General features: G+C 66.6%; 20 protein-coding genes. 18 read left to right on the plus strand and 2 right to left on the minus strand.

Annotated features, from left to right (window positions below):
* Positions 1-7: 7 nt before the first annotated feature.
* The 4 genes from ASD59_RS05235 to ASD59_RS05250 are packed head-to-tail and all read left to right on the plus strand — an operon-like array spanning position 8 to position 2,464.
* Positions 8-622: an NADH-quinone oxidoreductase subunit C gene (locus ASD59_RS05235; protein WP_442854275.1), complete on the plus strand. Its 615-nt coding sequence runs from the start codon at positions 8-10 to the stop codon at positions 620-622.
* Entirely contained in the window at positions 622-1,881 is a 1,260-nt protein-coding gene (locus ASD59_RS05240; RefSeq protein ID WP_055829267.1) for an NADH-quinone oxidoreductase subunit D, read from the plus strand. Before ASD59_RS05235 ends, ASD59_RS05240 begins: the two co-directional genes overlap by 1 nt.
* Positions 1,878-2,279: a hypothetical protein gene (locus tag ASD59_RS05245; protein ID WP_055829270.1), complete on the plus strand. Its 402-nt coding sequence runs from the start codon at positions 1,878-1,880 to the stop codon at positions 2,277-2,279. The genes ASD59_RS05240 and ASD59_RS05245 overlap by 4 nt, the downstream gene beginning before the upstream one ends.
* Complete coding sequence (locus ASD59_RS05250) at positions 2,276-2,464, plus strand: hypothetical protein (protein WP_055829273.1); 189 nt, start codon at positions 2,276-2,278, stop codon at positions 2,462-2,464. Before ASD59_RS05245 ends, ASD59_RS05250 begins: the two co-directional genes overlap by 4 nt.
* Before the next feature lie 25 nt (positions 2,465-2,489).
* Here the strand turns inward: ASD59_RS05250 and ASD59_RS05255 are convergent, their stop codons facing one another.
* Positions 2,490-2,966 carry a hypothetical protein gene (locus ASD59_RS05255; RefSeq protein ID WP_055829275.1) on the minus strand — a complete coding sequence of 159 codons (477 nt, stop codon included), beginning with the start codon at positions 2,964-2,966 and terminating at the stop codon, positions 2,490-2,492.
* Between the two features lie 278 nt (positions 2,967-3,244).
* On the opposite strand from ASD59_RS05255, the gene nuoE reads away from it, so the two are divergent.
* The 9 genes from nuoE to nuoI all read left to right on the plus strand — a co-directional run bounded on the left by nuoE (position 3,245) and on the right by nuoI (position 10,322).
* Positions 3,245-3,907, plus strand: coding sequence for an NADH-quinone oxidoreductase subunit NuoE (gene nuoE, locus ASD59_RS05260; protein ID WP_055829278.1), 663 nt, complete (start codon positions 3,245-3,247; stop codon positions 3,905-3,907).
* On the plus strand, positions 3,904-4,170 hold the full coding sequence (locus ASD59_RS05265) for a hypothetical protein (protein ID WP_055829281.1): 267 nt from the start codon (positions 3,904-3,906) through the stop codon (positions 4,168-4,170). The genes nuoE and ASD59_RS05265 overlap by 4 nt, the downstream gene beginning before the upstream one ends.
* A gap of 3 nt (positions 4,171-4,173) precedes the next feature.
* Positions 4,174-5,487, plus strand: coding sequence for an NADH-quinone oxidoreductase subunit NuoF (gene nuoF, locus ASD59_RS05270; RefSeq protein ID WP_055829283.1), 1,314 nt, complete (start codon positions 4,174-4,176; stop codon positions 5,485-5,487).
* 185 nt (positions 5,488-5,672) lie between these two features.
* Entirely contained in the window at positions 5,673-6,011 is a 339-nt protein-coding gene (locus tag ASD59_RS05275) for a hypothetical protein (RefSeq protein ID WP_055829286.1), read from the plus strand.
* On the plus strand, positions 6,011-6,466 hold the full coding sequence (locus ASD59_RS05280) for a TM2 domain-containing protein (protein WP_055829289.1): 456 nt from the start codon (positions 6,011-6,013) through the stop codon (positions 6,464-6,466). The genes ASD59_RS05275 and ASD59_RS05280 overlap by 1 nt, the downstream gene beginning before the upstream one ends.
* A 36-nt stretch (positions 6,467-6,502) precedes the next feature.
* Positions 6,503-8,548, plus strand: coding sequence for an NADH-quinone oxidoreductase subunit NuoG (gene nuoG, locus ASD59_RS05285; RefSeq protein ID WP_055829292.1), 2,046 nt, complete (start codon positions 6,503-6,505; stop codon positions 8,546-8,548).
* 3 nt (positions 8,549-8,551) lie between these two features.
* Positions 8,552-9,619: an NADH-quinone oxidoreductase subunit NuoH gene (nuoH, locus tag ASD59_RS05290; RefSeq protein WP_442854276.1), complete on the plus strand. Its 1,068-nt coding sequence runs from the start codon at positions 8,552-8,554 to the stop codon at positions 9,617-9,619.
* On the plus strand, positions 9,616-9,831 hold the full coding sequence (locus ASD59_RS05295; protein WP_156376936.1) for a hypothetical protein: 216 nt from the start codon (positions 9,616-9,618) through the stop codon (positions 9,829-9,831). The genes nuoH and ASD59_RS05295 overlap by 4 nt, the downstream gene beginning before the upstream one ends.
* The gene (gene nuoI / locus ASD59_RS05300) at positions 9,831-10,322 is read left to right on the plus strand and encodes an NADH-quinone oxidoreductase subunit NuoI (RefSeq protein ID WP_055829299.1); all 492 of its coding nucleotides are present in this window, start codon (positions 9,831-9,833) and stop codon (positions 10,320-10,322) included. The genes ASD59_RS05295 and nuoI overlap by 1 nt, the downstream gene beginning before the upstream one ends.
* 31 nt (positions 10,323-10,353) lie before the next feature.
* Here the strand turns inward: nuoI and ASD59_RS05305 are convergent, their stop codons facing one another.
* Positions 10,354-11,169 (minus strand): methyltransferase domain-containing protein, encoded by an 816-nt coding sequence (locus tag ASD59_RS05305; protein WP_055829302.1) that lies wholly within the window; start codon positions 11,167-11,169, stop codon positions 10,354-10,356.
* A 235-nt stretch (positions 11,170-11,404) separates the two neighbouring features.
* Between ASD59_RS05305 and ASD59_RS05310 the strand changes: the two genes are divergently transcribed.
* The 5 genes from ASD59_RS05310 to nuoN are packed head-to-tail and all read left to right on the plus strand — an operon-like array spanning position 11,405 to position 17,372.
* Positions 11,405-12,034 carry an NADH-quinone oxidoreductase subunit J gene (locus ASD59_RS05310; RefSeq protein WP_055829305.1) on the plus strand — a complete coding sequence of 210 codons (630 nt, stop codon included), beginning with the start codon at positions 11,405-11,407 and terminating at the stop codon, positions 12,032-12,034.
* On the plus strand, positions 12,034-12,342 hold the full coding sequence (gene nuoK, locus ASD59_RS05315; RefSeq protein ID WP_055829307.1) for an NADH-quinone oxidoreductase subunit NuoK: 309 nt from the start codon (positions 12,034-12,036) through the stop codon (positions 12,340-12,342). Before ASD59_RS05310 ends, nuoK begins: the two co-directional genes overlap by 1 nt.
* Before the next feature lie 2 nt (positions 12,343-12,344).
* The gene (nuoL, locus tag ASD59_RS05320) at positions 12,345-14,429 is read left to right on the plus strand and encodes an NADH-quinone oxidoreductase subunit L (RefSeq protein WP_055829310.1); all 2,085 of its coding nucleotides are present in this window, start codon (positions 12,345-12,347) and stop codon (positions 14,427-14,429) included.
* 11 nt (positions 14,430-14,440) lie between these two features.
* On the plus strand, positions 14,441-15,919 hold the full coding sequence (locus tag ASD59_RS05325; protein ID WP_055829757.1) for an NADH-quinone oxidoreductase subunit M: 1,479 nt from the start codon (positions 14,441-14,443) through the stop codon (positions 15,917-15,919).
* 7 nt (positions 15,920-15,926) lie between these two features.
* Positions 15,927-17,372 (plus strand): NADH-quinone oxidoreductase subunit NuoN, encoded by a 1,446-nt coding sequence (gene nuoN, locus ASD59_RS05330; protein ID WP_082560053.1) that lies wholly within the window; start codon positions 15,927-15,929, stop codon positions 17,370-17,372.
* The last annotated feature ends 3 nt before the right edge of the window (positions 17,373-17,375 follow it).

Below are 17,375 nucleotides of genomic sequence, written 5' to 3' on the forward strand. Positions count from 1 at the left end.
CGAGGAGATCGAGACCGCCCTGACGCCGCTGGGCGCCGAGATGGTCGGCGAACTGGGCGTCGAGGCGCAGATCGCCTTCGGCGAACTGACGCTGATCGCCACGCGGGCCAACATCCTGTCGGTGCTGACGGCGCTGAAGGACCGGTTCGGCTTCCATCAGCTGCTGGACCTGTGCGGGGTCGATTTCCCGGACCGGGCCGAGCGGTTCGAGGTGGTCTATCACCTGCTGTCGATGACGCGGAACGCGCGCGTGCGGGTCAAGCTGACGACCGACGAGGTCCAGCCGGTGCCCAGCGCCGTGGGCGTCTTCCCGTGCGCCGACTGGTTCGAGCGCGAGGCGTTCGACATGTACGGCATGCTGTTCGAGGGGCATCCGGACCTGCGCCGGCTGCTGACCGACTACGGCTTCCAGGGGCATCCGCTGCGCAAGGACTTCCCCATGACCGGCTATGTCGAGGTCCGGTACGACGAGGAGCAGAAGCGGGTGATCTATGAGCCCGTCAAACTGACCCAGGAGTTCCGCAATTTCGACTTCCTGTCGCCGTGGGAAGGCGCGGAATATGCGACGACCGTCCTGCCGGGCGATGAAAAGGCCCAGGGCCTCGCAGGGAGCAAGGCCTGATGGCTGACGGACATAACCCGCCCCTGCCGATCGGCGCCACGGACGTCTTCGACGACGGCCTGACCGACCACGCCCGGGCGCTGGACGACCGCAAGTTCACGATCAATTTCGGCCCGCAACACCCTGCCGCGCATGGTGTTTTGCGTCTGGTGCTGGAACTGGACGGCGAGCTGGTCACCCGTGTGGATCCGCACATCGGCCTGCTGCACCGCGGCACCGAAAAGCTGATGGAGGCGCGCACCTACCTGCAGAACGTGCCCTATCTGGACCGGCTCGACTATGTCGCGCCGATGAACCAGGAGCACGCCTTCTGCCTGGCCATCGAGAAGCTGCTGGGCGTGGACGTGCCCTACCGGGCCCAGCTGATCCGGGTGCTGTATTCCGAGATCGGCCGCATTCTCTCGCACCTGCTGAACGTGACGACCCAGGCCATGGACGTGGGCGCCCTGACGCCGCCGCTGTGGGGCTTCGAGGAACGCGAGAAGCTGATGGTGTTCTACGAGCGCGCCTCGGGCGCCCGTCTGCACGCCAACTATTTCCGGCCCGGCGGCGTCCATCAGGACCTGCCCAACGCCCTGGTCGACGACATCGGCCGCTGGTGCGCCGAATTCCCGGCGGCGCTGAAGGACATCGAGTCCCTGGTCACCGAGAACCGCATCTTCAAACAGCGCAACGTCGACATCGGCGTGGTGTCGAAGCAGCAGGCGCTGGACTGGGGCTTCACCGGGGTGATGCTGCGCGGTTCGGACATTCCGTGGGACCTGCGCAAGTCGCAGCCCTACGAATGCTACGCGGACCTCGAGTTCGACATCGCCGTGGGCAAGAACGGCGACTGCTGGGACCGGTACCTGTGCCGCGTCGAGGAGATGAAGCAGTCGGTGCACATCATGGAGCAGTGCATCCACAAACTGCGCAACTGCCCCGGCGAGCCGGTGATGACCGAGGACAACAAGGTCGTCCCGCCCAAGCGCGGCGACATGAAGCGCTCGATGGAAGCGCTGATCCATCACTTCAAACTGTACACCGAGGGCTTCCGCACGCCCGAGGGCGAGGTCTACGCATCAGTCGAGGCGCCCAAGGGCGAGTTCGGCATCTACCTGGTCAGCGACGGCACCAACAGGCCGTACCGGGTCAAGATCTCGGCCCCGGGCTTCCGCTCGCTGCAGGCCATGGACTGGATGAACCGCGGCCACATGCTGGCGGACGTCTCGGCCATCCTGGGCTCGCTGGATATCGTGTTCGGAGAAGTGGATCGGTGAGCGCCTTCGCGGTCGAGCCTGTCCTGACCGCCACGCACATCATCTGGTTCGTCGCGCTGCTGGCGTTCGCCGTCGCGACGCAGGTCGTGTTTTCGCCGAAGCGGCGCGCCATCATGGGCGGGCTGAAGTTCGCCGCGGCCAGCGCCTTTGTCGCGGCGCCGGGTCTGGCAGGCGTGACCCTGGTGCGGGGCGCGTACCGGCTGGGTTATCTGGACGAGGGCCGCGGCTTCTGGGAAGCCAATCTGCGCTCGATGGTATGGATGAGCGGCGCGATCCTCGCGGGCCAGCTGGCGGTGCGGTTCCTGCCGCCGATGGCGGGGCTGTCGCGTGATCTACGCGACGCCGACCGGGCGGTATGGAGCGAGCGCCTCGGCCGCTGGATGGGGAGGGCGAGATGAGCGACAAACCCCTGAGCGACCTCGTGCGGCAGGGCTGGACCGTGGTCGGCTATACGGTGACCGATAGCGGCGGAGACGCGTGGAAACACAATTTCCTGCTGAGCCGCCAAGGCCAGCACAAGGTGCTTTCCGTGCGCAAGAAGGTGATGGGCGAAGGCGTCGTCGCCTCGGAGCTGGACGTCTGACGAGCGCCGTCGGCCGGCCCGGGGCCTAGTTGCGCGGACGTTGCGCCACGGTCCCTGCCGGAGTCGCAGCAGCGCCCGGCTCGCGCACCGCCCAGCCCGACAGGCCGCCATAGTAGCCGGTCGCCACCGCTGACCTGCCGTCGGCGGACACCGTCAGGTCCACGGTGATGGCGCGCGACAATCTGGCGACGTTGCCCGGTTGCGCCGTGCATTGCACCCACCGGCCCCAACCCGAGGCTCCGTGCGCAAGCGGCACGCCGGTGACTTGCGCGGGAAAGGGCGTCGGCGTGTGGGCGAAGAAGACCACCCCCCGCTGCACCTGGGGGTCGGCCCCCGACCCGTCCCGGAAGTCCATGACGCCGGTCACGATCTGGGCGGGCGCGCCCCCCGAGAGATGGTAGAGCCAGCGGCCGCCCGCGAGCTGTTCGCACGGGCCCGCGACGGCCGGCGCAGCGGCCAGCAGCGCAGCGGTGGAGGCCAGGACGGCGAACACTCTGGACATGACAGGGGCTTCCCGGTCCGGACTGCGCGCGAGCCAGAAGGCCAGGCGACCGGACAGCAGGAAGAGACAGGGCAGGTTTATGATGGTTCGTCAAACGGCGTGCGATGAACGGTCGATCCCGGACGGCTCCTCGCCTCGCCGGGGTTTCCTGTGTCAGGCATCCCGAACTCGCTGGAAACGGATGATCTGGCCGGCCCGGACGACTTGCGGGCGTCGTTCCTGAGGGGCTAGAGAAGGCCGCGCCGCACCAGCCCCCTTCACGCGAGTCTTCCCGCCCCATGTCCGTTCGTCGTCTCGCCAAGGAACAGCCGGCTTCGTTCGCCTTTTCGAAGGCGACGAAGACAAAGGCCGACTGGTGGATCGCCAAATATCCGGAGAATCGCCGTCAGTCGGCGGTGATCCCGATTCTGTGGCTGGTCCAGAAGCAGGAGGGCTGGGTCTCCGAACCGGCCATCCGCGCGATCGGAGAGCTCCTGGGCATGCCGTACATCCGGGTGCTCGAGGTCGCGACCTTCTACACCATGTTCATGCTCGAGCCGGTCGGTTCGGCGGCCCTGATCCAGGTCTGCGGCACCACCCCGTGCATGCTGCGCGGGGCAGGGGACCTGATGAAGGTCTGCAAGGACAGGATCGGGCCCAGGGACACGCTGAGCGCCGACGGCCGCTTCACCTGGCAGGAGGTCGAATGTCTCGGCGCCTGCGCCAATGCGCCGATGGCCCAGATCAACGACTACTATTTCGAGGACCTGACCGCCGAGACCATGGGCCAGATCATCGACGACTTCGCGGCGGGCAAGAAGCCGAAGCCCGGAAGCCGGGTCGGCCGCGCCAGTTCGGAGCCGGAAGGCGGGGCACTGACCCTGACCGATCCCAAGCTGTACGACGGTTCCGCCGCCAAGCCGATCAGGAAGCTGCCCAACAGCGATCCGGTGGTCGCATGAGCCGCCCCGATCTGACGGACGACGCGAAGATCGCGGAATACCGCGCCGAACTGCGCGCGGTCGGCCGCAACCAGCGGCTGGCCGGGTTCGCGCTCGTCATCCTCGGCGCCATCGCCGTCTGGGGGACGGGCTATGCCGGCGCAGCCGGCCCGATGCTGCAGTGGTTCGGCTATGGAGCCTTGGCCTTCGGCTGGGCCCTGATGCTCGGCGCCATCTTCATGCGCACCCGTTATCACCGCCGCCGCATGGCGGAGATGGACTGAATCATGGTCGGAATCCTCGAAGACAAGGATCGCATCTTCACCAACCTGTACGGGCTCCAGGACTGGGGCCTGGAGGGGGCGAAGCAGCGCGGCGCGTGGAACGCGACCAAGGACATGCTCGACCTCGGTCGGGACTGGATCATCACCAACGTCAAGAATTCGGGCCTGCGCGGACGCGGCGGCGCCGGCTTCTCGACCGGTCTGAAGTGGTCCTTCATGCCCAAGGAGGTGAAGGACCGGCCGCACTATCTGGTCGTCAACGCCGATGAATCCGAACCCGGGACCGCCAAGGACCGGGAGATCATGCGCCACGATCCGCAGTTGCTGATCGAGGGCTGCCTGATCGCCAGCTTCGCGATGCAGGCGCACGCCTGCTACATCTATCTGCGCGGCGAATATGTGCTGGAACGCGAGCGCATGGAGGCGGCGGTCAAGCAGGCCTATGAGGCGAAGCTGATCGGCAAGAACAACGTCCATGGCTGGGATTTCGACGTCTACATCCACCACGGCGCGGGGGCCTATATCTGCGGCGAGGAGACGGCCCTGCTGGAGAGCCTGGAGGGCAAGAAGGGCCAGCCCCGCCTGAAGCCGCCGTTCCCGGCCGGTGCGGGCCTGTACGGCTGCCCGACCACGGTGAACAACGTCGAGTCGATCGCTGTGGTCGGCACCATCCTGCGCCGCGGGGCCGAGTGGTTCGCGGGCTTCGGCCGGCCGAACAACACCGGCACCAAGCTGATGACCATCAGCGGCCATGTGAACCGGCCGTGCAATGTCGAAGAGGCGATGTCGATCCCGCTGAAGCAGCTGCTGGAAGAGCACTGCGGCGGCGTGCGCGGCGGCTGGGACAATCTGAAGGCTGTCATTCCGGGCGGCTCGTCGGTGCCGCTGATCACCCGCGAGATGTCGGAAACCGCGCTGATGGATTTCGACAGCCTGCGCGATATGCGCTCGGGCCTCGGCACCGCGGCGGTGATCGTCATGGACCAGTCGACCGATCTGGTCCGCGCCATCGCCCGCATCAGCTATTTCTACAAGCATGAGAGCTGCGGCCAGTGCACGCCGTGCCGCGAGGGCACGGGCTGGATGTGGCGGGTGCTGGAGCGAATGGCCGTCGGCGAGGCCGATCCGTCCGAGATCGACCTGCTGCTGGAGGTCTCGACCCAGATCGAGGGCCACACCATCTGCGCCCTCGGCGACGCCGCCGCCTGGCCGGTGCAGGGTCTGATCCGGCATTTCCGTCACGAGATCGAGGACCGCATCTCCTCCTACCGCAGCCGCCGCGCGAATTTCGCCGGCCACGCGATCGCGGCGGAATAGGGATGCGCCTGTTCCGCACATTGTCCGTCATCCTCGGGTCAAGCCCGAGGATGACCGCGGTGGGGGTGGTTGCGGCGCTCTCGCTTGCCGCATGTGGTCCGGCGGCTGAGAAAGCTTCGCCGACGGCGGCGGAGACAGTCCCGGCCGCGAACCCCGCGTCCGTCGCCGAGGCTTCCGCGCCCGCCGTGCTGACGGACGACCAGTTGCGCCGCGTCTGCCAGGCGGGACTGGCTGAAATCCATGGTCAGTCCATCGCGGACATCCGGATCGACGGGCTCGAGGGCGGGGTCGTCAACGCCTCGTGGCGCGCGCCGGTCGACGGCGGACGCCGCCAGGCCCAGTGCCGCGTCGATGGCGACAGGGTCGTCTGGAAACAGGTCGGCGCGGCGAATCCGGAGCAGAACCGCTGGATGAACCAGCCCGGCGACCCCGTGACGCGCTTCGTGCTGGACGGCGAGACGGTGACGATCAACCAGACCCTGCCGGCCGGCGGGACGGTGGCAGACGATCAGGGGGGAATCTGATGCGCGGCAAGGTCCTGAGTTACGACGACTACACCGGGTCCGGCCTGATCAGCGGCGACGACGGGGTGCGCTACACCTTCACGCGGGGCGGCCTGATGGGCGGCGCGCGCGAGGCGTTTCCGGGGTCGCAGGTGGATTTCGAGATCGCCGACGGCGTGGCGACCAACATCTACATCACCAGCGGCGCGTCGCTGAACCTGTCGGGCGACAGGAACCGCATTGTCGCTGCCTTGCTGGCCCTGTTCCTGGGCTGGCTGGGGATTCACAAATTCTATCTCGGCAAGAACACCGCCGGCATCATCATGGCGCTGTGCGGCACCATCGGCTGGCTGCTGTTCGCCATCCCGCCGATGATCATCGGCGTCATCGCCTTCATCGAATTCATCATCTACCTGGTCAAATCCGACGGCGAGTTCCACCGCGACTATGTCGCGGGGAACAAGTCCTGGTTCTGATCCGGTTCGCTTAGAGAAACGCAGAGGTCGCGGCGAATGCCCATCGCGAAAGTCAACGGCGTAGAGACCGAGTTCGAGCCCGGGATGACCGTGCTCCAGGTCGCCGAGCGCGCCGGGCACGAGATCCCGCGCTTCTGCTATCACGAGCGGCTGTCGATCGCCGGCAACTGCCGCATGTGCCTGGTGGAGGTGAAGCCCGGACCGCCCAAGCCGCAGGCGTCCTGCGCCCTGCCGGCGGCCGAGGGCCAGGAGATCTTCACCGACACGCCGATGGTCAAGAAGGCGCGCGAAGGGGTGATGGAGTTTCTGCTCATCAACCACCCGCTGGACTGCCCGATCTGCGACCAGGGCGGCGAGTGCGACCTGCAGGACCAGGCCATGGGCTACGGCCGCGACGGCTCCCGCTATGCGGAGAACAAGCGCGCGGTCGAAGAAAAGAACATGGGTCCGACGATCAAGACCTTCATGACGCGGTGCATCCAGTGCACCCGCTGCGTGCGCTTCATCACCGAGGTCGCCGGCGTGCCCGACATCGGCATGATCTCCCGCGGCGAGAGCGCCGAGATCACCACCTATCTCGAGAAGAACATCGACAGCGAGCTGTCGGGCAACGTCAACGACCTGTGCCCCGTCGGCGCCCTGACCCATCGGCCGTGGCAGTACCACTACCGCCCGTGGGAGCTGAAGAAGACCGAGACCATCGACGTCATGGACGCCCTGGGCTCGAACATCCGCGCCGACTCCAAGGGCGCCGAGGTGATGCGCGTCCTGCCGCGGGTCAATGAGGGCATCAACGAGGAGTGGTTGTCCGACGTCAGCCGCTACGCCGTCGACGGCCTGCAGCGCCAGCGGCTGGACCAGCCTTACGTCCGTGAGAACGGCAAGCTGCGCGCCGCGTCCTGGGACGAGGCGCTGAACGTCGTGGCGGAGAAGCTGAAGGCGGCTGCGGCCGACCGCATCGGCGTCATCGCCGGCGACCTGCAGGACGCGGAGTCGATGAAGGCGGCGCTGGACCTGTTCCGCGCCCTCGGCTCGGCCAACACCGACTGTCGTCAGGATGGATCGGTTCTGGGTTATGGCCCGCGTGAGAGCTGGCTGTTCAACGCGGGTCTGGCCGGGATCGAGGCCGCCGACGCCGTGCTGGTGATCGGCGCCAATCCGCGCACCGAGGCGCCCCTTCTGAACACCCGCCTGCGCAAGACCTGGCTGGCCGGCAAGGCCGAGATCGGCCTGATCGGCGAACAGGCCGATTTGACCTATGAATACAGCTGGCTCGGCGCGGGTTCGAAGACTCTGTCGAAACTTCCCAAGGCGGCGGTCGACGCCCTGACCAAGGCTGAACGGCCGGCGATCATCGTCGGCGGCAGCGCCCTGACGGGCCCGAATGGACCGGCGGTTCTGAATGCCGTGGGCGCGCTGGCGAAGAAGGTCGGCGCGGTCGTCGACGGCTGGAACGGCTTCAACGTCCTGCACACGGCCGCCTCGCGGGTGGCCGGTCTGGACATGGGCTTCGTGCCGGCCAACGGCGGCAAGACGGCCGCCGAAATGCTCAAGCCGGGGGCGCTGGACGTGCTGGTCCTGCTGGGCGCCGACGAGGTGGATCCGACGGGGTCTGACGCCTTCCGCGTCTATCTGGGCAGCCACGGCGACCGGGGCGCGCATGGGGCGGACGTGATCCTGCCGGGCGCGGCCTATACCGAGAAGTCGGGCCTGTACGTCAACACCGAGGGCCGGGTGCAGATGGCCGAACGCGTCGTCTTCCCCAAGGGCCAGGCCAAGGAAGACTGGGCCATCCTGCGGGCGCTGTCGGCGCGCGTGGGCCAGACCCTGCCGTACGACACCCTCGACGCCCTGCGCACGAAGCTGATGGCGGATCATCCGACCTTCGGCCGCATCGACTACCTGGCTCCGGCCGCGAGCTTCGACACCGGTTCGCTGGGCAAGAAGGGCGATCTGGGCGACGTGGCTTTCACGTCGGCGGTTCGCGACCCCTATCTGAACAACCCGATCACGCGCGCCAGCGTGACCATGGCCGAGCTGTCCGCCCTGCGGATCGCCCCGGTCGCCATGGCGGCGGAGTAAGGCCTGATGGATTTCTGGACCACCCCGCTCGGCTGGACCCTCGCCACCATCGGCGGAATCCTGCTCGTCACCGTCGGCATCCTGATCTCGCTGGCCTTCCTGCTGCTGGCGGACCGGAAGATCTGGGCCGGCGTGCAGATGCGCAAAGGCCCGAACGTCGTGGGCCCGTTCGGCCTGCTTCAGTCGTTCGCCGACTTCTTCAAATTCGTGCTCAAGGAAATCATCGTCCCGGCCGGCGCCGACAAGGTGGTCTTCCTGCTGGCGCCGCTGCTGACCTTCATCCTGGCCTTCATCGCCTGGGCGGCCATCCCCTTCGCCCCGGGCTGGGTGATCTCGGACCTGAACGTCGGCATCCTCTACATCTTCGCGATCAGCTCGCTGGGCGTGTACGGCATCATCATGGGCGGCTGGGCTTCGAACTCGAAGTACCCGTTCCTGGGATCCCTGCGCAGCGCCGCCCAGATGGTGTCGTATGAGGTCTCCATCGGCCTGGTGATCATCAACGTCATCCTGCTGGCCGGGACGATGAACCTGACCTCGATCGTCGAGCAGCAGCAGGGCATGTTCTGGAACTGGTTCGCCTTCGGCGGCGGGGCCGGGACCTGGCCGACCATCGTGGTCATGATCCCGATGGCGGTGATCTTCTTCGTCTCGGCCCTGGCCGAGACCAACCGCCCGCCGTTCGACCTGCCCGAGGCGGAGTCGGAACTGGTGGCCGGCTATCAGGTCGAGTATTCCTCGACGCCCTATCTGCTGTTCATGATCGGCGAATACGCCAACATCGTCTTCATGTGCGCCATGATCAGCCTGCTGTTCTTCGGCGGCTGGAACCCGGGCGTGCCGCAGGACTGGCTGGACAGCCTGCCGGGCTGGCTGGAGCAGGCCATCTATCTGGTCACCTTCCTGGGCAAGATCGTCGTGGCCTTCTTCATGATCGCCCTGGTGAAGGCCTTCGTGCCCCGTTACCGCTACGACCAGCTGATGCGTCTGGGCTGGAAAATCTTCCTGCCGACCTCGCTGGTCTGCGTCGTCGTGGTCGCCGCCTGGCGCGTGTTCGCGGTGGGCGCATGAGCCGGATCCTGACCCTCGTGCTGCTGGCGTCTACGGGCGCCTGCACCATCCCGACCTATGAAGCCGACCCCGTGTCGGTCTATCAGTGGGAGCGCCGGCAGGAGGGCATCCAGCGCCAGCATGCCGAGCGCGAACGCCTGTGCCGCATCACCAGGGAAGACGATCCGCGCAAGGAAGAGCTTTGCCGCGGCGTCTCCGGAGCCAGACAGTAATGTTGAACCGTCTCGTCCAGGCCGCGAAGGGCGCGCTTCTGATCGACGCCATCGGCGCGATCGGCCTGTCGTTCAAATACATGGCCCGTCCCAAGGCCACGGTGAACTATCCGTTCGAGCGCAATCCGCAGTCGCCGCGGTTCCGGGGCGAGCACGCCCTGCGCCGCTACGCCAACGGCGAGGAACGCTGCATCGCCTGCAAGCTGTGCGAGGCCATCTGCCCCGCCCAGGCCATCACCATCGAGTCCGAGCCGCGCGCCGACGGCAGCCGCCGCACGACCCGCTACGACATCGACATGGTCAAATGCATCTACTGCGGCCTGTGTCAGGAAGCTTGCCCGGTAGACGCCATCGTCGAGGGTCCGAACTCGGAGTTCACGACCGAGACCCGCGAGGAGCTGCTGTACGACAAGGACCGGCTGCTCGCCAACGGCGACCGCTGGGAACGGCTGATCGCGAAGAACCTGGAACTCGACGCGCCGTACCGGTGACTATTCCCTTCTCCCCCGGAGGGGAGAAGGATCAAATCTTCTCCGCGATGATCTCCACCACCATCGGCGTGATCATGACTGCGTCCGGATCGGTTTCGGCGGCGTCGACGGCGGCGATCACGCGGTCGTACCAGGCCCGGTCGACCTTGCCGGACTCGAGCAGGAACAGAGGGTAGTTGCGGGCCCAGGTGGCCGGCCATTGCCAGACCAGATCGTTCTTTCGCGCGGTCTCGACGATCGGCTGCATCGACCGGATGCGGAAGCCGGCGGCGGGCAGCATGGCGGGCAGGGCGCGGCCGATGTCGGGCTCGCCGCCCGAGGCGCGCCAGTCTTCGACGACCAGCCGCTTGAAGTCCTCGATCGCGGGACTGTCGGGCAGGATCGAGAAGGTCCCGTAGTCGAGATATTCGTGGATCACCGCGACCCCGCCCGGACGAAGGGCGGCGTGCAGCTTTTTCAGCACCGCGGCGGGGTCGCTGACGAAGGCCAGCACCCAGCGGATCCAGAAGGCGTCGGCGCCGACCACGGGCAGGGGGTCGGTGACCAGGTCCACCGTCTCGGCGGCGATATTCAGCAGCCCCCGGGCCCCGGCCGCGCCATCCAGCACGTCGACGAACCGGGCCGACCGCTCCAGGGCGTGAACGCGGCCGGTCGGACCGACGATCTCGGCCAGGTCCAGGCTGGCCCAGCCCGGTCCCGCGCCCGCGTCGATGACCCTCGAACCCACCGTGATTCCGGCCCGGCGCCATGCGTCCAGCACGCGCGGCCGCCACACGCGGTGCTGCAGGCCGAGGCGTTCGACCTCCGCGTCGTGGGTGCCCAGAAGATAGTCGCGCTCTTCGCTCATGACGGTCGCCCCGGTTTCCCGCCAAACTGGGCCCGCCGACCGGCTCCGGCAAGACGGGAAGATGCGGTCGCCGTCGTCGTATTCGGTCTTTGCAAAGCCCCCGGCGGCGGTTAGAAGTCGCGCGCTTTCCGAGGCTTTCCGGGCGAGATTCGCGCGCCGGGTTTCGGGTTTTTGTCTGAACCATCCGCTGGCCGCCGCCTCGCTCGCCGGCAAAGCGTGAGGAGCCGATCGCGCGATGCTCTTGCAAGGCCTGGCCTTCTATCTTCTGTCGGCCGTGGCCGTGCTGGGCGGCCTGATGGTCGTGACGGCGAAGAACCCCGTGCACAGCGTGCTGTGGCTGATCCTCGCCTTCTTCTCGTCGGCGGGCCTGTTCGTGCTGCTGGGGGCCGAGTTCCTGGCCATGCTGCTGGTCGTCGTCTACGTCGGCGCGGTGGCGGTGCTGTTCCTGTTCGTCGTCATGATGCTGGACGTCGACTTCGTGAAGCTGCGCGAGGGCTATGCCCGCTATCTGCCGCTGGCGATGATCGTGGCGGGTATACTGCTGGCCGAGATGATCATCATCTCCCTGACCGTGGTCAGCGGCGGCGCGGCGTCGGACGCCATCGGGCCGGTGGCGGCGACGGCCGAGATGTCCAATGTCGAGGCCATCGGCCGCGTTCTGTACACGGACTATGTCTACATCTTCCAGGCGGCGGGGATCGTGCTGCTGATCGCCATGATTGGCGCCATCGTCCTGACCCTGCGCCACAAGCCCAACATCAAGCGCCAGAACGTCGCCCGCCAGGTCGGCCGCGACGCGAAGACGGCGATGGAAGTCAAATCTGTCGAGACCGGCGCCGGCATCTCGTCCGAGGATCTGCTCTGATGGAAATCACCCTGCAGCACTATCTGGCGGTGGCCGCCATCCTGTTCACCATCGGGGTCTTCGGAATCTTCGTGAACCGCAAGAACGTCATCATCATCCTGATGTCGATCGAGCTGATCCTGCTGGCCGTGAATATCAATTTCGTCGCCTTCTCGGCCTACCTCAACGACGTGCAGGGGCAGATCATGGCCATGTTCGTCCTGACCGTCGCGGCCGCCGAGGCCGCCGTGGGTCTGGCCATTCTGGTGACCTTCTTCCGCAACCGCGGCGACATCGCGGTTGATGATGCATCCGTGATGAAGGGCTGATCGTGAATCTCGAGACCCTCGTCACTCTCGGCGTTTTCGCCCCGCTGCTCGGCGCGGCCATCGTCGGCCTGTCGGGCCGCCGGCTCGGCGACCTGATTTCCAAATCCATCACCACGGGTCTGCTGTTCTTCTCGTGCGCGGTCGCCTGGATCGTGTTGAGCCAGTGGATATGGGGCGGGCTGCAGGCCTTCACGGTCGAACTGTTCCCCTTCATCAACGTCGGCGACTTCCAGTCGGTCTGGTCGATCCGCATCGACGCCCTGTCGGCGGTCATGCTGGTGGTGGTGACGACGGTGTCGTCGCTCGTGCACCTGTATAGCTGGGGCTATATGGCCGAGGACCCGGACAAGCCGCGGTTCTTCGCCTACCTCTCGCTGTTCACCTTCGCCATGCTGGCGCTGGTCACCGCCGCCGACTTCATGCAGCTGTTCTTCGGCTGGGAAGGGGTGGGGCTGGCCTCCTATCTGCTGATCGGCTTCTGGTACAAGAAGTCCACGGCCAGCGCCGCCGCCATCAAGGCCTTCGTGGTCAACCGGGTCGGCGACTTCGGCTTCGCTCTGGGCATCTTCACGGTGTTCTGGATGTTCGGCACCATCCAGTTCGCCGAGCTGTTCCCGATGATCGCCTCGAAGGCGGGCACGGGCTGGGAATTCCTCGGCCACACCTGGTCGGCGATCGATCTGGCGGCCTTCCTGCTGTTCGTCGGCGCCATGGGCAAGTCGGCCCAGTTCTTCCTGCACACCTGGCTTCCGGACGCCATGGAAGGCCCGACGCCCGTGTCGGCCCTGATCCACGCGGCGACCATGGTCACCGCCGGCGTCTACATGGTCTGCCTGCTGAGCCCGATCTTCGAATACGCCCCGGTCGCCTCGGCCATCGTCGCCCTGGTTGGCGCGATCACGGCCCTGTTCGCGGCCACCGTGGGTCTGGCCCAGAACGACATCAAGCGGGTCATCGCCTATTCGACCTGTTCGCAGCTGGGCTACATGTTCTTCGCGGCGGGCGTCGGCGCCTATCAGGCGGCCATGTTCCACCTGTTCACCCACGCCTTCTTCAAGGCCCTGCTGTTCCTCGGCGCCGGCTCGGTCATCCACGGGATGCACCACGAGCAGGACATGCGGAAGATGGGCGGGCTGTGGAAGCTGCTGCCGGTCACCTATGCGGTGATGACCATCGGCACGATCGCCATCACCGGCCTGGGCATTCCCGGCGTCGGCGGCTTCGCGGGCTTCTACTCCAAGGATTCGATCATCGAGAGCGCCTTCGCCTCGTTCGCCAACGGCCACAGCGCCATGGGGCTGTTCGCCTTCATGGTCGGCATCCTGGCCGCCGGCCTGACCGCCTACTATTCGTGGCGGCTGGTGTTCATGACCTTCCACAACAAGCCGGTGTGGAAGGACGCGCATCACGACGATCACGCGCACGCGCATGACGACCACGCCTCGCACGCCCAGCTGGAAACCCATTCCGAGCCCATCGGCGACGACGCGCATGAGGACCACGGCCACCACGGCCCGCTGCATCCGCACGAGAGCCCATGGGTCATGCTGGTTCCGCTGCTCCTGCTGTCGGTCGGCGCCGTCGCGGCGGGTCTGGTCTTCGCCCCGTACTTCATCGGCGACGGCGAGCACGCCTTCTGGCGCGGCGCCATCTTCACCGGCGCCGAGAATCACGTCCTGCACGAGAGCCATTCGGTCCCGACATGGGTGAAGTGGTCGCCGCTGATCCTGACGCTGATCGGCACCTTCGCCGCCTTCTGGCTGTATGTCCTGAAGGAAGGCATGGCGCGGCGCATGGCCGACCGCGGCGGGGTCATCCACGCCTTCCTCTACAACAAATGGTATTTCGACGAGCTGTATGACGCCGTGTTCGTGAAGGGCGCCAAGGCGGTCGGCGACCTGTTCTGGAAGGTCGGCGATGTGAAGATCATCGACGGGCTGGGCCCGAACGGCGCGGCCTGGGCGTCGCTGAAATCCGCGGCCCGGCTGGCGAAAATCCAGTCCGGCTATGTCTATCACTATGCGTTCGTGATGCTGCTCGGCGTGGCCGGTTTCCTCGCCTTCGCCATCTATGCGTGGGGAGCCTGATCTTGCCCCAGATCCCCTTCATCCTCAGCGTCGTCACCTTCCTGCCGCTGGTCGGCGCGGGACTGATCCTGCTGGCGCGCCTGTTCAACAAGGGCTCGGCCGATGGCGCCGCGCGCTGGATTGCGCTGATCACCACTGTTGCGGTTCTGGCGGTCTCCGCCGTTCTGGTGATGCAGTTCAAGCCGGAGCTGGCGACCTACCAATTCGTCGAGCGTTACGACTGGTTCGCGGCGGCCCAGTACCACATGGGCGTGGACGGGATCTCGATCCTGTTCGTGCTGCTGACGGCCTTCCTGATGCCGATCTGCATCGTCGCCAGCTGGACCACGATCAAGGATCGCGTCGTCGACTACATGATCGCCTTCCTGGTGCTGGAGACGCTGGTCATCGGGGTGTTCACCTCGCTCGACCTGTTTTTGTTCTACATTTTCTTCGAAGGCACCCTGGTGCCGATGTTCATCATCATCGGCGTGTGGGGCGGAGCGAACCGGATCTACGCCTCGTACAAATTCTTCCTCTACACCCTGCTGGGCTCGGTCCTGATGCTGCTGGCCATGCTGTGGATGGCCGCCGAAACCGGCACCACCAGCATCCCCGCGCTCAAGGACTACGCCTTCAGCCCGACCGTGCAGCCTTTGCTGTGGCTCGCCTTCTTCGCGAGCTTCGCCGTCAAGATGCCGATGTGGCCGGTCCACACCTGGCTTCCCGACGCCCACGTGCAGGCGCCGACGGCCGGCTCGGTCATCCTCGCCGGCATCCTGCTCAAGCTCGGCGGCTACGGCTTCATCCTGTTCAACCTGCCCATGTTCCCCGCCGCGTCGAAGATGTTCGCGCCGCTGGTGTTCGTGCTGTCGGCCGTGGCCATCGTCTACACCTCGCTGGTCGCCTTCCGGCAGACGGACATGAAGAAGCTGATCGCCTATTCGTCGGTGGCGCACATGGGCTTCGTGACCATGGGCATCTTCGCCGGCAACGCCCTGGGCGTGCAGGGCGCGGTGTTCCAGATGCTCAGCCACGGCCTGATCTCGGGCGCGCTCTTCCTCTGCGTCGGCGTGGTCTATGACCGGATGCACACCCGCGAGATCGCCCTGTACGGCGGCCTGACCGCGCGGATGCCCTGGTTCGCGGCCATCTTCCTGCTGTTCACCATGGCCAATGTCGGCCTGCCGGGCACCTCGGGCTTCATCGGCGAGATCCTGACCATGACGGGCGTCTACGGCGTCTCGACCTGGACGGCGCTGTTCGCGGCCACGGGTGTGATCTTCTCGGCGGTCTACGCCCTGACCCTGTATCGCAACGTCATGTTCGGCGAGATCACCAACCCGGCGATGAAGGCGATCACCGACGTCGACAGGCGCGAGCTGCTGATCTTCGTCCCGCTGATCATCGGCACCCTGTGGCTGGGCGTGCAGCCCGGGCTGGTGCTGGATTACACCGCCGCCTCGGTCGAGGCCCTGACTTCCGCCTTTCAACTTGCGATCGGCGGGTGAGACGATGATGCCTGATCTTGATTTCGCCCTGCGCCTGTCGGCCCCCGAGAGCACGCTCGCCGTCGGCGGCCTCGTGCTGCTGATGCTCGGCGCCTTCCTGGGCGAGAAGAGCGCGCGCCTGATCTCCATCCTGTCGGTCGCCCTGCTGGCGGCCGCCACCGCCGTGACCGTGACGGGTCCGCTGGGCCAGGCCTTCAACGGCGCCTATGTGGCCGACCCGCTGGCGGTCTACGGCAAGGCCCTGATCTTCCTGTCGAGCGCCGTGGCCATCGTGCTGGGCGGCGGCTGGATGCACCGTGCGAAGATCGCGCGGTTCGAATATCCGATCCTGATCGTGCTGGCCTCGGCCGGCATGGGGATGATGGCGTCGTCGGGCGATCTGATCTCGCTCTACATCGGCATCGAGTTGCATTCGCTGGCCCTCTATGTGCTGGCCGCCTTCCATCGCGACGATCTGAAGGCGTCCGAGGCGGGGCTGAAGTATTTCGTGCTGGGCGCCCTGTCATCGGGGCTGCTGCTGTACGGTGCCAGCCTGATCTACGGCTTCACCGGCTCGATGCGGTTCGACGAGATCGCCGCCTATGCCGCGACCAATCAATCGACGGGCCTGATCTTCGGCCTGGTGTTCCTGATCTGCGGCCTGGCTTTCAAGGTTTCGGCGGCGCCGTTCCACATGTGGACGCCCGACGTCTACGAGGGCGCGCCGACGCCGGTCGTGGCCCTGTTCGCCACGGCTCCCAAGGTGGCGGCCATGGTGCTGATCGCTCGGACCCTGGAAGGGGCCTTCGCCGGGTCGCACGACCAGTGGGCCCAGGTGCTGATCCTGATCTCGCTGATCAGCTTCGCCGTCGGCGCTTTCGGCGGTCTGGCGCAGAAGGACTTCCAGCGCCTGTTGGCCTATTCCTCGATCGCCAACATCGGCTACGCCCTGCTGGGCATCGCCGCCGGCACCACTCTGGGCGTCCAGGCCATGCTGGTGTTCATGACCCTGTATGTGATCGACCAGTTCGGCTTCTTCGCCATCCTGCTGTCGCTGTCGCGCGGCGGGCGGCCGATCCGGCGGATCGCCGACCTCGCCGGTCTGCGCAAGGACAGGCCGGTGACGACCCTCGCCCTGACGGTGCTGTCGCTGTCGGTGCTGGGGATGCCGCCGTTCTCGGGCTTCTGGGGCAAGTTCTACGTCTTCGGCGCCGCCGCCGACGCCGGCTACTGGATGGTCGGCGCCGCCGGTCTGGTGGCCTCGGTGGTGGCCGGCTTCTACTATCTGCGGATCATCAAGCTGATGTGGTTCGACAAGGCGCCGGAAGGCGTCGAGCCGACGGACAAGGCGCCGATCGAGGCCAGGACCATCGCCTGGGCCGCGGCGGCCTTCGCCTTCCCGCTGGTGATCGTCGGTCTGACGTGGATCGAGCCGCTGAGCCGCGCCGCCGCCGTCGGATTCGGAGCCGGATAGGGC

The organism is Brevundimonas sp. Root608, from assembly GCF_001427825.1.
Lineage (GTDB): Bacteria > Pseudomonadota > Alphaproteobacteria > Caulobacterales > Caulobacteraceae > Brevundimonas.

Bases quoted from the DNA above. Each gene is read 5' to 3' on its own strand.
- ASD59_RS05265 (WP_055829281.1), top strand. From the start codon at position 3,904: ATGAGCCGCCCCGATCTGACGGACGACGCGAAGATCGCGGAATACCGC.
- nuoI (WP_055829299.1), top strand. From the start codon at position 9,831: ATGTTGAACCGTCTCGTCCAGGCCGCGAAGGGCGCGCTTCTGATCGAC.
- ASD59_RS05295 (WP_156376936.1), top strand. From the start codon at position 9,616: ATGAGCCGGATCCTGACCCTCGTGCTGCTGGCGTCTACGGGCGCCTGC.
- nuoN (WP_082560053.1), top strand. From the start codon at position 15,927: ATGCCTGATCTTGATTTCGCCCTGCGCCTGTCGGCCCCCGAGAGCACG.
- nuoG (WP_055829292.1), top strand. From the start codon at position 6,503: ATGCCCATCGCGAAAGTCAACGGCGTAGAGACCGAGTTCGAGCCCGGG.
- ASD59_RS05250 (WP_055829273.1), top strand. From the start codon at position 2,276: ATGAGCGACAAACCCCTGAGCGACCTCGTGCGGCAGGGCTGGACCGTG.
- ASD59_RS05240 (WP_055829267.1), top strand. From the start codon at position 622: ATGGCTGACGGACATAACCCGCCCCTGCCGATCGGCGCCACGGACGTC.
- ASD59_RS05255 (WP_055829275.1), bottom strand. From the start codon at position 2,966: ATGTCCAGAGTGTTCGCCGTCCTGGCCTCCACCGCTGCGCTGCTGGCC.
- nuoK (WP_055829307.1), top strand. From the start codon at position 12,034: ATGGAAATCACCCTGCAGCACTATCTGGCGGTGGCCGCCATCCTGTTC.
- nuoE (WP_055829278.1), top strand. From the start codon at position 3,245: ATGTCCGTTCGTCGTCTCGCCAAGGAACAGCCGGCTTCGTTCGCCTTT.
- ASD59_RS05305 (WP_055829302.1), bottom strand. From the start codon at position 11,169: ATGAGCGAAGAGCGCGACTATCTTCTGGGCACCCACGACGCGGAGGTC.
- ASD59_RS05310 (WP_055829305.1), top strand. From the start codon at position 11,405: ATGCTCTTGCAAGGCCTGGCCTTCTATCTTCTGTCGGCCGTGGCCGTG.
- nuoF (WP_055829283.1), top strand. From the start codon at position 4,174: ATGGTCGGAATCCTCGAAGACAAGGATCGCATCTTCACCAACCTGTAC.
- ASD59_RS05280 (WP_055829289.1), top strand. From the start codon at position 6,011: ATGCGCGGCAAGGTCCTGAGTTACGACGACTACACCGGGTCCGGCCTG.